At 51.8% G+C, this 13,322-nt stretch carries 9 protein-coding genes; 5 read left to right on the top strand and 4 right to left on the bottom strand.

Going from position 1 to position 13,322, the window contains the following annotated elements:
• Positions 1–49 precede the first annotated feature (49 nt).
• Together HEQ61_RS02065 and HEQ61_RS02060 are read left to right on the top strand one after the other, a co-directional pair.
• Positions 50–2,350, top strand: a complete 2,301-nt coding sequence (locus HEQ61_RS02065; RefSeq protein WP_168019004.1) for an NADP-dependent malic enzyme — start codon at positions 50–52, stop codon at positions 2,348–2,350.
• Positions 2,351–2,494: 144 nt separating this feature from the next.
• Entirely contained in the window at positions 2,495–4,240 is a 1,746-nt protein-coding gene (locus HEQ61_RS02060; RefSeq protein ID WP_168019002.1) for a putative bifunctional diguanylate cyclase/phosphodiesterase, read from the top strand.
• Here the strand turns inward: HEQ61_RS02060 and cysS are convergent.
• On the bottom strand, positions 4,235–5,911 hold the full coding sequence (gene cysS / locus HEQ61_RS02055; protein WP_245183050.1) for a cysteine--tRNA ligase: 1,677 nt from the start codon (positions 5,909–5,911) through the stop codon (positions 4,235–4,237). The genes HEQ61_RS02060 and cysS overlap by 6 nt on opposite strands.
• A gap of 125 nt (positions 5,912–6,036) precedes the next feature.
• Here cysS and HEQ61_RS02050 point away from each other — a divergent pair, with 125 nt between their 5' ends.
• Positions 6,037–7,062, top strand: a complete 1,026-nt coding sequence (locus HEQ61_RS02050; protein WP_168019000.1) for a Fe(3+) ABC transporter substrate-binding protein — start codon at positions 6,037–6,039, stop codon at positions 7,060–7,062.
• Positions 7,062–8,774, top strand: coding sequence for an ABC transporter permease (locus HEQ61_RS02045; protein WP_168018998.1), 1,713 nt, complete (start codon positions 7,062–7,064; stop codon positions 8,772–8,774). Before HEQ61_RS02050 ends, HEQ61_RS02045 begins: the two co-directional genes overlap by 1 nt.
• On the opposite strand, the gene HEQ61_RS02040 is transcribed toward HEQ61_RS02045, so the two are convergent.
• Together HEQ61_RS02040 and HEQ61_RS02035 are read right to left on the bottom strand one after the other, a co-directional pair.
• The gene (locus HEQ61_RS02040) at positions 8,771–10,156 is read right to left on the bottom strand and encodes a D-alanyl-D-alanine carboxypeptidase (RefSeq protein WP_168018996.1); all 1,386 of its coding nucleotides are present in this window, start codon (positions 10,154–10,156) and stop codon (positions 8,771–8,773) included. The two genes, HEQ61_RS02045 and HEQ61_RS02040, sit on opposite strands and share 4 nt — an antisense overlap.
• 20 nt (positions 10,157–10,176) lie before the next feature.
• A complete protein-coding gene (locus HEQ61_RS02035; protein WP_322099167.1) occupies positions 10,177–10,812 on the bottom strand; it encodes an extensin family protein in 636 nt (211 codons plus the stop codon).
• Positions 10,813–10,960: 148 nt separating this feature from the next.
• Between HEQ61_RS02035 and HEQ61_RS02030 the strand changes: the two genes are divergently transcribed.
• The gene (locus HEQ61_RS02030; protein ID WP_168018994.1) at positions 10,961–12,541 is read left to right on the top strand and encodes a peptide chain release factor 3; all 1,581 of its coding nucleotides are present in this window, start codon (positions 10,961–10,963) and stop codon (positions 12,539–12,541) included.
• A 46-nt stretch (positions 12,542–12,587) separates the two neighbouring features.
• On the opposite strand, the gene HEQ61_RS02025 is transcribed toward HEQ61_RS02030, so the two are convergent.
• Positions 12,588–13,304, bottom strand: coding sequence for a substrate-binding periplasmic protein (locus HEQ61_RS02025; RefSeq protein ID WP_168018992.1), 717 nt, complete (start codon positions 13,302–13,304; stop codon positions 12,588–12,590).
• Positions 13,305–13,322: the final 18 nt, after the last annotated feature.

The following is a 13,322-nucleotide window of genomic DNA, read 5'->3' as shown; positions in this document are numbered from 1 at the left end:
CCTTTACAGTCAGGCAGTTCTGACTCGCAAACATCTGGTTCGGGCTGTGATGAAAACTCCGAATGAAAACCTTGACGATCTCGCCCTTTACTATCACCGCTCGCCGCGACCAGGAAAGATTGCCGTTGTTGCGACAAAGCCAATGGCAACCCAGCGTGATTTGGCCTTGGCCTATTCGCCGGGAGTTGCTGCGGCGTGTCGGGCAATCGTGGAGAATCCTGCTGCTGCCTATGATGTGACATCACGGGGCAATATGGTTGCTGTCGTGACCAATGGCACCGCTGTTCTGGGTTTGGGGGCAATTGGCCCGTTGGCTGCCAAGCCGGTGATGGAGGGCAAGGCGGCCCTTTTCAAGAAATTTGCTGGTATCGATGCGTTTGACATAGAGATCAACGCTGAGACAGCCGACGATATGGTGCGCATTATTGCCGCGCTCGAACCAACTTTTGGTGCCGTTAATCTGGAAGACATCAAGGCTCCTGAATGCTTTGAGGTCGAGACCCGTTTGCGCGGCATGATGGGGATTCCCGTTTTCCATGACGATCAGCATGGTACGGCGATTGTGGTTGGTGCTGCCGTTCACAATGGGTTGCATTTGGTCGGGAAAAAGATCGAAGACATAAAGCTGGTATCGACTGGGGGTGGCGCTGCCGGTCTGGCCTGTCTTAATCTTCTGGTTGGTATGGGGTTGAAGCGTGAGAATGTCACGCTGTTCGACAAGTTTGGGCTGGTGTATGCGGATCGTGTAGAGGATATGAATCCTCATAAGTCGGTCTATGCCCGGTCTGATTTGCCACGTTCGACCACGTTAGGTCAGGCGATGGAAGGGGCTGATGTATTCCTTGGGCTTTCCGGTCCCGGTGTCCTTGCCAAGGACATGGTTGCAGGAATGGCGCCCCGGCCAATTGTCATGGCGCTGGCCAATCCCACACCCGAGATCATGCCCGATGAGGTAAAAGCGGTAAGGGATGATGCCATTATCGCGACAGGACGGTCGGATTATCCCAACCAGGTCAATAATGTTTTGTGCTTTCCTTTTATTTTCAGAGGGGCGCTGGACGTTGGGGCAACAGATGTCAACATGCCGATGCAAATTGCCTGTGTGGAAGCTATTGCAGAACTGGCACGCTCTGAAACGCATGATGTCGTGGCCAGCGCCTATGTTGGAGAGAAGCTGGGTTTCGGGGCTGAATACATCCTTCCAAAGCCGTTTGATCCCCGCCTGATACAGGTTATCGCCCCGGCAGTTGCACGGGCGGCCATGGAGACAGGCATTGCAACCCGCCCCATTGCTGATCTGGAGCGGTATCGGCAGGATCTTGGGCAGTATGTTTTTCGTTCTGGCCAGACAATGCGCCCGGTTATGGATCGGGCCCGGCAGGAATGTCGCCGTGTTGTTTATGCAGAAGGTGAGGATGATCGCGTTCTTCGTGCAGCTCAAGCCGCTCTGGATGAGCGTGTTGCGCGCCCTCTGTTAATCGGTCGTCGTTCAGCCATTTTAGATCAGATCGCCAATCTGGGTTTGCGGATGCGCCCGGACAAGGATATCGAAATTATCGAAATTATAAGGGATCCCCGCTATCACAACTTTTCAGATGCGTATTGGAGATTGATGCGTCGGAAAGGTGTTTCGCCTGAGCACGCCCGTATGTTGGTTCGTTCAAACTCCACCATTTTTGCGGCCATGATGGTGCGACGTAACGAAGCTGACGCCATGATCTGCGGGACGGCAGGGCGTTATGTCGAGCATTTGACAAATTTGCGCGATGTTCTGGGGTTGCGTGAAGGCGTTGCTGTCTGCGCATCCATGAATGCGGTTATTCTGGAGAAAGGTACTTTCTTCATTGCGGATACCAACGTTAATCATGATCCGACAGCGGAGGAACTCTGCGCCATTACCTTGATGGCTGCGGATGAGGTTCGTCGTTTTGGTATAGAGCCGAAAGTAGCATTGCTGTCACATTCGAATTTCGGGACTTCCAATAGCCCTTCAGCCCTGAAAATGCGCAAGGCATTGGACCTTGTTAACCAGGCAGCCCCTGATCTGGAGATAGAGGGGGAAATGCACGCCGATTCTGCTTTGTCTGAAAACATACGTGAACGTATATTCCCCGGCAGTCGTCTTAACGGGCAGGCAAACCTGCTGATTGCACCTTCTGTTGATGCGGCCAATATTTCCTTTAACATGATCAAGGTGTTGGGGGACGGATTGCCTTTGGGGCCAGTCTTGTTGGGGCTTGGACATCCTGCACACATCGTAACGCCATCGGTTACCGTACGCGGTTTGTTGAATATGACGGCACTTTCGGTTGTTGATGCTCAGATTTTTGCCGCCAAGAAACAGGAGTAGGCTCTAACAGGGCTTTTATGGACAGCGGGAGACAGCGCATAGCACAATAGCGCTAGGGCTTGTCGCATATCTGGGGGGTGTTGTCTGACTGTCACCGGTCAGTTCTGCCAGTAGCGTCTTGTCCCTTTTAGGGGGGGTCTGTGCATGAATGCTGGTGAACAGGTGCTCCGGTCTGCACGGATCGTCGTTGTTGACGATACGCCGGCAAACGTTCTTTTGCTTCAGGCAATGCTGGAGGCAGATGGGTACGAGGCTGTCGAGGGGTTTACAGACCCTGTTGCTGCTCTTGACTCGATTTTGAAAGCACCGCCGGATCTGGTTCTTCTTGATATTCGCATGCCCTTTATGGATGGGCACCAAGTAATGGCGAGAATTACAAGCGAAATAAAAGAGTACCTTCCCATTATTGTTTTGACAGCACAAACCGACGAGGAAACGCGGATCAAGGCATTGGCTGGAGGGGCAAAGGACTTCTTGTCCAAGCCATTTGATCAGGCCGAGGTTCTGCACCGCATTCGGAATACGCTGGAAACCAAGCTGGTTTATAACGAGCGCCGTGAACATGCCTCTCTTCTGGAAGAGGTCGTAAGCGAGAGAACGCAGGAGCTGGCTCATATGGCCAGCCATGATTTGATCACCGGCCTTCCTAACCGTGCATCCATACGGCGTGACGTGGCCCGGATGGAAGGAAAGGGGAAAGGTCTTGTTATGCTGGTTGCCATTGAACGTCTGGGCAATGTCAGCGATGTCATGGGGCCTGCTGTTGGTGAAATGGTGTTACGATCCTGCGCAGAGGAATTGCGCGATCGCATGCCAAAAGATTCACTGATGGGGTACTGGGGTGGCTCTGATTTCTTTGTGTATGTTCCCGGTGGTGACATTGATATTTGCGTTCGCAAGGTTCTGGAATACTTCTCTCAGCCCCTTGTCTATGATGGGGTAGAAGTCGTTTTGGATGCCCGCATCGGCACGTGTGTCTATCCGGACGATGGTGTTGAGGCTGACCGTTTGGTCCAGCGTGCAGGGCTTGCAATGATTACGGGCCGTCGGCATGGTGTTGATCACTATCCGTTCAGCGTTGCCTTGGAAGAAGAAGCGGCAAAACGTCATGGCATTGAACGTGAGCTGAGAAGAGCTGTCGAGCGTAATCAGTTGCAACTCTACTATCAGCCGAAGCTTCGACTCAGTGATGGTGTTGCTATCGGGATGGAGGCATTGGTCCGCTGGATTCATCCCGAAATGGGGTTTGTCTCTCCGGGGCAGTTTATCCCTGTTGCGGAAGAGACGGGCGCAATTGTTCCGGTAGGTGAGTGGGTTCTGAAGCAGGCCATGATTGATTGCACGGCTTGGCGTAAGAAGGGTTATGATATCGTTGTTGCGGTTAACGTTTCCGGCCGTCAGTTTTCTGGCATTGATCTTCCAGGTCTTGTCGAACGCTTTCTGGGTGAAACAGGGCTTGATCCGATCGGCTTGGAAGTTGAAATTACAGAGTCTGCCCTTCTTCATGATCTGGAGCAGGCCAAGAATGTTCTTGATGCCATCCGTGAGCTTGGAATTTCCATTGCTTTGGACGATTTTGGTACGGGGTATTCTTCCTTGTCCTACCTACGCCAGCTTCCATTGACTACCCTGAAGGTGGACCAATCTTTTGTGCGCTATCTGGACCAGAATACTGATGATCAGGCCATGACGCGCACCATCGTCAAGATGGCGCACGGCCTTGGTCTAAAGGCCGTTGCCGAGGGGATTGAAAGCGAGTTTCACGCCAGCTTTCTGCGAGATATTGATTGTGAGATCGGCCAAGGCTACCTGTTTGCCAAGCCCATGCCAAGCTCGGCATTCACAGACTGGGTGAACGTAAAGCCTACACAAAAGTTTGCCGCCTCATGATTCGTGAGGCGTAACCCTCCACTCCCAATCGGTTCTTTCTGTGGTGTCCTTAATCTCGACACCGGCAGCCAGAAGTTCCTCTCTTATTTGGTCTGCACGCGCAAAATCCCTTAGCCTACGGGCTTCGGTACGTTCGACGATTTTTTGTATAATTGTATCTTCACTTATGGATGCTGACAGTGGGCGTACGGAGAGCGCATCCGGGTCAGTATCCAGCAGCTTTGTCCCAAGGACAAGATCGACCAGCGCAACCAGGCGAATGACTGCCTGTGGAGTCAGGGCTGGATCGTCCAGAATTTTTCCCAGTACAACCAGAACTTCCGGGGTATGGAGGTCACTGGAGAGCGCTTGGTCTACAGCAAGGATATAATTACGTTCCTCTTCTGTAGATTCATTCGTCAGTTGTTCAATCAGGAACGTGAACGGCCCCCCGCTCTGGAAGTGCGCATCATGCGTGATAGCCTTGGCCAGTTGCATGGTTCCATTGTCCACGTTTTCCTTGACCCGTGCTATCCGTAGTAACATCCGGCGCAGGTGTGCACGGGTTCCGGCAAGGGCCTCCCAAGAAAACTCAATACTCGAGCGGTACGACGCACTCAGCAAAAACAGCCTGTAAACAAGCGGATGAATGCCACGGTCAACAAGGCTCTGAAGCGTCAGAAAGTTGCCACTTGACTTTGACATCTTCTCGTCCCCGCCTTCGGCACGCAGAACAAGAAATTCATTGTGCATCCACCAGTTCGCACCTGGATGACTACACTGGCTGTAGCCTTGGTTCTGGGCAATTTCATTGCAGTGATGAACGCTACGGTGGTCAATGCCGCCCGTATGAATATCAAATGTCTTTCCCAGATACTTTGCCGCCATGACAGAGCATTCCAGATGCCACCCGGGCGCACCTGTCCCCCACGGAGACTGCCATTCCATCAATCGTTTTGCGTTGGTGGGACTTTTTCTCCAGACAGCGAAGTCTGAAAGGTTCTTTTTGCCACCATGAGCGACACGCTTTCCGGCTTCCTGTCCCTCTAGATTGAGCAATCCCAAAAGCCCATAGTCCGGGACTTTTGATGAATCAAAATACAGGCCGTCTTCCAGCATGTATGTTGTGCCATTCCGTTCCAGAACCTTGGCGAAAGCGATCATTTCCTGGATATGGTCTGTCGCTTTCGACCACAGTGATGGGGGCATGATGTTGAGGCGTTGCAAATCGTTTTTGAAAGCAAGGGTGTAGTGTGCCGCAATGTCCCATACGGATTTCTGATCCCGGGTTGCGGCAGCTTCCATCTTGTCGTCGCCTTCATCGGCATCGGACGTCAGGTGGCCGACATCGGTGATATTGATGACGTGCGTCACGTCGTAGCCTTTCCAGGCCAAGGTACGGCGCAGGACATCAACAAAGACATAAGCCCTGAGGTTGCCAATATGAGCATAGTTGTAAACAGTTGGCCCGCAGGAGTAGACACGCACATGATCAGGGTCAATCGGCGTGAATTCGCGCAGTTCACGTCCAAGGGAATTAAAGAGCTGAAGTGTCTTCGAGATCATGGGGCAATCAATCATATGCATGGCTGTATCAAGGCATGCACCATGCCACGCCAGTACGCATTCGCCAAGATCCGGAATAGCCGGTAACGCGGCTTTTTGTTCTTCTGGCTTGCCATTCAACGCCATATCTGTTAGATGACACTGCGAACTATTTTCACTGCCTTGATGTATTGAGCACATCGTTCTGCATGAGTTGTGCCGGTATTCTTTCAGGGCAGTCGCGCTTATCTTTTATGGACGGGAGCACCGTAATGTTCACTGCCCGCTCTTTGCCTGGTGCTGTTTCGTTTGCAGCGCTTCTTCTGTTTTCTTGTTCGTCCCTGGCTGGGGAAGTGAATGTCTATTCGGCCCGTCAGCCTTTCCTGATCGAGCCCATGCTCAAGGCGTTTACTGACAAGACCGGCATTCGGGTCAATACAGTCTTTGACAAAAAAAGTATTGAAGAACGCTTGAAGGCGGAGGGGCCGGGAAGTCCCGCTGATCTGGTATTGACCGTTGATATCGGGCGGTTGAACGACTTGGTCGTGGCCGGTGTGGCGCAGCCTGTTCTGACGGATACACTGAAAGATAACATCCCGGAACAGTATCACGCTCCTGATGGAGCTTGGTGGGCACTGACATCCCGTGCAAGGGTTTTGTATGTTTCCAAGGACCGTGTTCCGCCTGGTGAAATTTCTTCTTATGCCGAATTGGCCGATCCCAAGTGGAAAGGGCGCATTTGCACGCGTCCCGGCGACAGTGACTATCATGTTGCCCTTACGGCAGCCATGATTGCCCATAAGGGTGTTGATGCAACACGCAATTGGTTGAAGGCCCTGAAGGCCAATCTTGCGCGCAAGCCTCAAGGCAATGATCGCTCCCAGGTCAAGGCTGTAAAAGAGGGCGTTTGTGATATTGCCATAGGTAATACCTATTACATGGCTGCGATGATTAAGGACCCTGAACAACGGGCTTGGGCAGAAGCCGTGCGGATTGTTTTTCCGGACCAGAAAGGGAATGGGACGCACGTGAATGTGTCGGGTATGGTTCTGACCAAATCTGCCCCGAACCGCGAGAATGCCATTCAGCTGATGGAATTCCTGTCATCAGACGAGGCACAAAAAATGTACGCCGAGATTAATAACGAGTATCCCGTCAAGCCCGGTGTTGAATGGTCTGCAACCGTTCGTGCGTGGGGTGACTTCAAGGCTGATATAATTCGTTTGGCCGAAGTCGCAGGTTATCGCACCGATGCCTTGAAACTGATTAATGAAGTTGACTTCAACGCCGGGGCATAATGCGCGCGTATACAGTTGTGCCTGACACGACCAAAGGAGCCGGGTGGGCTACGTCCATCCGGGCCTTTTTTGCTCCAAACTATTGGCTTCTTGGCAGCTTTGCCGTGGCCTGTATTGTTTTGTTGCCCGTTGTATCCGTTACGTATCTCGCCTTCTTCCCGGTTGAGAACATATGGCCACATCTTTTTGATACCGTTTTGTTCGGTTATATCCGCAATACGCTTTTGCTGATGATTGGTGTTGGAGTTGGGACGTTTCTGATTGGTACATCAACAGCATGGCTCGTTACAATGTGTCGCTTTCCCGGCCGTGCTGTGCTTGAGTGGGCGTTGCTTTTGCCATTGGCTGTTCCGGCTTTTGTTCTTGCTTATGTCTATACCGATCTTCTGGAATATGCAGGGCCTGTGCAGATAGCTCTTCGGGCATTATTTGGTTGGCAGTCTGCCCGGGATTACTATTTCCCGGATGTTCGTTCCTTGGGTGGGGCTGTCTTGATGATGACATTGGTCCTCTATCCATATGTTTATCTTCTGGCACGTTCAGCTTTTCTTGATCAATCAGTTGCGGTGATGGAAGCAGCCCGGACCTTGGGATGCACCCCGTGGCAAAGCTTTTTCCGGATTGCTTTGCCGATGGCGCGTCCCTCTCTGGTCATTGGATTGGCTTTGGCCCTTATGGAGACGCTGAACGATTTTGGAACCGTTGATTTCTTTGCAGTCAGAACGTTAACTGCAGGCATTTTTAATGTCTGGCTTCTTATGGGTAATCTGGGTGGTGGCGCCCAGGTTTCTCTCGTTCTTCTATTTTTTGTGGTGTCCCTGATTATCCTGGAGAGATATGGCCGGCGTGGTCGTCGTTATCATGATCTGTCAACCCGCCGTATGTCCTTGGTTCGGTTCTCTTTGCCGGGTATACGGCGGTGGATGGCACTTCTGATATGTGCGCTGCCTGTTGTTCTGGGTTTTATTATACCAGCACTTCAGCTTCTTTTTTTTGCGGTCAAGCGCTTTGAAGAAAGCTGGACCCCACAATTTGCTGATTATGCTTTGAACAGCTTGCTGGTGTCATCTGTTGCTGCGGCTGTGGCAGCCCTTCTTGCCTTGTTCATGGGATATGCAGGCACTATACGTCGGGGGCGGAAACTGGCTTCTTTCTTCGTACAGTCAGCATCCTTAGGGTATGCCATTCCAGGGGCGGTTCTGGGTGTTGGTATTCTGGTGCCGGTTGGTTATTTCAATACAGCCTTGCAGGAGTGGGTTTCCGGAACATTCGGTATTTCGATGGAGCAGATCCTGTCCGGATCTTTTATTGGTCTTGTTGTGGCATATGTGATCCGGTTTCTGGCGCTTTCTCTTGGCACTGTGCAGGCAGGCTTTGGTCGTATCCGGCCTTCTCTGGGTATGGCGGCTCGAACACTTGGCTGTTCACCGCGACGTGTTCTTTGGGCTGTGCATGTCCCTATGCTAAGGGGCAGCCTTTTGACAGCAGTTCTTCTGGTGTTTGTTGATTGTATGAAGGAGCTGCCTGCAACCTTGCTTCTTCGTCCTTTCAATTTTGAAACCTTGGCAACGCACATTTACCAGTTTGCCAGTGAGGAAATGCTGGAACAGGCCGCGTTGGCTTCTCTGGCTATCGTTCTTACCGGTATTGTGCCTGTGATTATTCTCAGCTTCTCCATATCAAGCACACGGTCCAGGAAAGATGCGGTCTAGTACTTCGACTTCCACGTCAGGACAAGCTCTGCCTCTGCCCGTTTGGCGGCCATCAGCCAAGCTTGCACATTATTCCGGACCGGCTCTGTTCGTTGCTCTGTAATTGTCATGCCGTCGTACAAAGATCTTTCTTTTTGATCATCGCTCATGATGCACCAAGCAAGCTGCCTTCCACTGTCAGCCCGGATTGTTCCCGCTAAGGCACGGCCATAGTAAATGGTCCCAGTTTTTGCGTGCAGGGGTGATGAGCTTTCCGGCAATTCATCGGGTCTCCCGAAGGGGATCAGTTTCAGGCCGGGAAGCAAAGCTGACAGTAGCTTGCCGTTGACGCGCGTCGTTGCCATGTAACGAACCATTGCAGCGCATTGTCCCGGCGACATGCGGGCCTCGGACGACAAGCCAGACGCATTAGGAAGTTCTGCGTTTGTCCATGATACGTGAGGCATGACATCCTTGACCTTTGATAGCAGTACGCTTGCAGATTTCTCTAACGTCCTTTCACCGGTTACGGAGAGTGACATCATTTCAAAGGCCACATTATTGGAGTAGTGAAAGGCGCGGCTGATTGCTGTGTACAGGCTATCTCCAAGGTAGGACACTAATTCTGTCCCATCTGGAATAGAGTCAATGCGCTCGGGCGCTGACATTTTGATGCCGTTCTTTTCAGCTACAGCACGAAAGACAGCTGCGGCAAAGGGACCGGGATTATTGACTGGCAGCCATTCGCGGCTTCTGTCTGTGTCAGCTGATTCCAGCAGCTGTGAGCTGACGGGAAGGGGACGGAGAGGAATTTCTACCCCCTCTGCCTGACCATTTCTCCAAGCCACCCGATAGCGATTGAAATTGATGGATAATCCTGAAACTCCGGGATTATAGGGTGCATCGGCAGGCTGCTTGGCATTGATGGCAGGATGATGAGGAAGGGCGCCATCATAAAAAAGGAAGCTTCCACTTATGCTTTTAATTCCTTTTTTTTTCAGATCACCAACCATTTTTTCTGCTGCAGGTGTATCAAACATCGGATCCCCGCTGCCGACAAGGACCAGGTTCCCACGCACAACACCCTTGTTAACGGGGCCCGTTGCAATAATACGGGTCTTGGGCCTTTTTGTCACATCAGTCAGGCTTGTCAGAGCGATGAGAGAAGGGATCTTGGCTACAGAGGCTGGTATGAAGGTCTCTCGTGCCTGTTCCGCATCCAGGACGGCTCCTGTTTTGATATCAATCAGGACATAGCCTGTACGTAGCCCCTTTCTGATCGTCTCTGCCATCATGACCAGGGATGGTTCCGCTTTCTCGATGATATCACCTTCCACATATGCATCGGTATTGCTTGAAGCAGCCAGCGAGGTTCCGGCAAAAAGCCAGATCAGGGTGCTCATGCTCAAGAAGCGGGTCCGGGTCATATGCCGCATTTTTTCCATGGTCCAATATCAAGGTGAAGGTGGTCGTGGTGGTCCCTATCAGAGTTTGGGGTCAATACCACACTGAACCATTTACAGGCCGATTGTGACAGTTTTCTGAGGAATTCAGTTTTCTTGCCAGCATCTTTCCAGTCTTTGGCAACAGAGATCCGGGTGCCATCCCTGAGTTCAAAAACGCCGATGTCCAGTGCTTTGCCATAGCTGTGTTCAGACAGCCGTTTGCGGTTTGAGCTGCGACCCCGGCAAGCATAGGCCCCATAGTGGTGGTAGACCTGCACTTCCTGATGAAAGATCTCTCTTGCCAAGGGTTGGATGGAAGCGGTCTCAAAGACTGAAAAGCGTAAGGCTAACGTACAGTCCATCAGCGCGGGTCTGGACAGGGGAACCTGAGTCCCGGACAGGGAAACTGGTGTTTCGACGGAGCAGCCTGTTTTCATGCCGGTTTTCTTTGCCGCAGTATCAAATGCTGATGCATGATAGGATAAAGAAACAAGGCAGGCAGAGCCACGTTCCCGGGGAATAATGTGGCTGTTTGTATCACTGCTGCAGGCAGAAAGGGCAAGTGCGAGTGATATAAGGCCAACAAGGCGGTAAAGTATTCCAGATTGTGTCACGTGGGCACTACAATCCTTTAGCTGTTCTTTTATATGTGAGAGCACGCCTGAAGATCGGCCTTGTATCCATGGCTCTTGCATGGATTGCCTGCATCGGTTAGGTCTACCTCTTCCCGCTTCTGTTATGTTGCCCAGGCGATCGTATTCCATGTCCAATCTTTCCCATGCCGTATCCCGGCGGCGCACGTTTGCTATTATTTCGCACCCTGATGCCGGAAAAACAACACTGACTGAAAAGCTGCTCCTGTTCGGAGGTGCGATTCAGGTGGCCGGTGCTGTCAAGGCAAGAGGAGAACAAAGACGTGCTCATTCTGACTGGATGAAGGTCGAGCGGGAAAGGGGCATTTCGGTCGCGTCTTCAGTCATGACCTTTGACTATGCAGACTGCACATTCAATCTTCTGGATACGCCTGGTCACGAGGATTTTTCCGAGGATACTTACCGTGTCCTGACAGCCGTTGACAGCGCTGTCATGGTTATCGACGCGGCCAAGGGAATAGAAGAGCAAACCCGTAAGCTGTTCGAGGTTTGTCGTCTGCGTGATGTTCCGATTATGACGTTCATCAACAAGTTAGATAGGGAAGGGCAAGATCCTTTCCACCTGCTTGATGAAATAGAGCAGAGTTTGGCACTGGATGTAACGCCCGCCTCTTGGCCGATTGGAATGGGGAAGGCCTTTCTGGGATGTTATGACCTCTGGAAGGATCAGTTGATTCTGATGGAGCGTTCAAAGGGAGGAATGCCTGGGCTTGGGGCATCCTGTACCGGTCTGGATGACCCCGAGCTGGATCGGCAACTGCCTGCCTTGGCCGTGGAGGCTTTGCGGCATGATGTTGAAATGGCTCGTGCTTTCTGCAAACCATTCGATATCCAGGCGTATCGTGAAGGTCATATGACCCCCGTTTTTTTTGGATCGGCGGTCAATAATTTTGGTGTCCGGGAGCTTCTGGACGGCTTGGCGAGTCAAGCTCCTCCCCCTCGGCCCCAGCCTTGTGTTGAGCGCCCGATCATGCCGACAGAGCCGCATGTTACGGGTGTTGTCTTCAAGGTGCAGGCCAACATGGATCCAAGGCACCGGGATCGTATAGCCTTTGTCAGGCTGGCGTCCGGTCACTTCAAGAGAGGGATGAAGCTCAAGCATGTGCGTTCCGGCAAGATCATGACCATGCACAATCCGGTCATGTTTCTGGCACAGGATCGTGGATTGGCTGAGGAAGCGTTTCCCGGCGATATCATTGGAGTTCCCAATCACGGCAATCTGGCTATTGGTGATGCCCTGACAGAGGGAGAAGAGCTGCATTTTACCGGTATTCCCCGTTTTGCTCCCGAGCTTTTACAAAAAGTTCGTCCACACGATCCCTTGCGGGCAAAACACTTGAGCAAGGCGTTGCTCCAGCTGGCTGAAGAGGGAGCGGCTCGTGTCTTCAAGCCCCGCTTCGGTGCGGACTGGATTGTTGGTGTAGTCGGGGCATTGCAATTTGAAGTCATGGCGGATCGTATTCGTACAGAATATGAGGTGCCGGTTGTTTTTGAACCAACGCCTTTGTATACAGCCCGCTGGGTTGAGAGCACAGATCCTGTAGCCCTGAAAAAAATGATTGATGCCAACCAAGCCTCAATAGCTGATGATCATGAGGACCAGCCTGTTTTCCTCGCCCGCAATGCTTGGCATCTGGATCGTACGGCAGAAGACAATCCTGACGTCCGTTTTCTCAAAATAAAGGGGTAACTGGAAAGGGATAAGCCGGAGACCTCGGTGTGGTTCCCGGCCTATTCTAGAATTTCGACCGGCGGATTGCGTCTGCCTCTCCAGAGTTGTTGAGTGCGTTGAGCGACTGTTGCAGCCTGTCTATTATCATATCATCAATATTGTTGTTGCATGCAATGCCCATGATATTTTTCTCAATCTCAAAGGCTTCTTCGATTTCAACGTCTGCTTTCCGTGCCAAAGTCAGGGCAGAAAATTCTGTTGTTGCCCAGACGTCGATGCTTCCCTGCTCAAGTTTTTTCGGGTTCGCGTCATCAACAGTTTCATAATTGACCTTCAGCCCAAGGCTTTTGACATAGGCGCTGACACTGCCCCCTATATAACCACCAATGGTTTTGCCTTTCAGGTCCCCCAAGTTTTGCAGGGCCAATGTGCTGTCCTTTTTCTTGTAAACAACCCACCGATTCATTTCTATCGGTGCAATCCACTTCAGCTTCTTGCTGGATTCATCAGAGAGGGGCACGGGAAACGAGCAGTTAAAGCTCTTGCTCATCGTCATGTTATAGGATCGTGCCCGTGGATGGACGGCAATTGTGTATGCGATGCCTGCATTCTCGGCCATAAGCCGGACAATCTGTGTCGCAGTTCCCACGAATGTTCCGCGGCTGCTATAGCTGTAGGGGTACCATTCCTCCGTATTGAAGACGAAGGTCTGGGCTTTTACCCCGCCGACATTAAGGACGACAGCCACAGAGACCGCCGCGCCATACAGGGACTTCAGCATCACGACCTCTCGATGAAC

Origin of the sequence: Haematospirillum sp. H4485 (assembly GCF_012102745.1) — a bacterium.
In the GTDB taxonomy this organism is placed as follows: domain Bacteria; phylum Pseudomonadota; class Alphaproteobacteria; order Rhodospirillales; family Rhodospirillaceae; genus Haematospirillum.
Note: the sequence above shows the minus strand (reverse complement) of the source record. Positions and strands in the feature narration are given on the sequence as shown.

Coding starts and splice junctions, on each gene's coding strand:
- HEQ61_RS02045 (WP_168018998.1), top strand. CDS start 7,062: ATGCGCGCGTATACAGTTGTGCCTGACACGACCAAAGGAGCCGGGTGG.
- cysS (WP_245183050.1), bottom strand. CDS start 5,911: ATGGCGTTGAATGGCAAGCCAGAAGAACAAAAAGCCGCGTTACCGGCT.
- HEQ61_RS02060 (WP_168019002.1), top strand. CDS start 2,495: ATGAATGCTGGTGAACAGGTGCTCCGGTCTGCACGGATCGTCGTTGTT.
- HEQ61_RS02025 (WP_168018992.1), bottom strand. CDS start 13,304: ATGCTGAAGTCCCTGTATGGCGCGGCGGTCTCTGTGGCTGTCGTCCTT.
- HEQ61_RS02050 (WP_168019000.1), top strand. CDS start 6,037: ATGTTCACTGCCCGCTCTTTGCCTGGTGCTGTTTCGTTTGCAGCGCTT.
- HEQ61_RS02065 (WP_168019004.1), top strand. CDS start 50: ATGAAAACTCCGAATGAAAACCTTGACGATCTCGCCCTTTACTATCAC.
- HEQ61_RS02040 (WP_168018996.1), bottom strand. CDS start 10,156: ATGAGCACCCTGATCTGGCTTTTTGCCGGAACCTCGCTGGCTGCTTCA.
- HEQ61_RS02030 (WP_168018994.1), top strand. CDS start 10,961: ATGTCCAATCTTTCCCATGCCGTATCCCGGCGGCGCACGTTTGCTATT.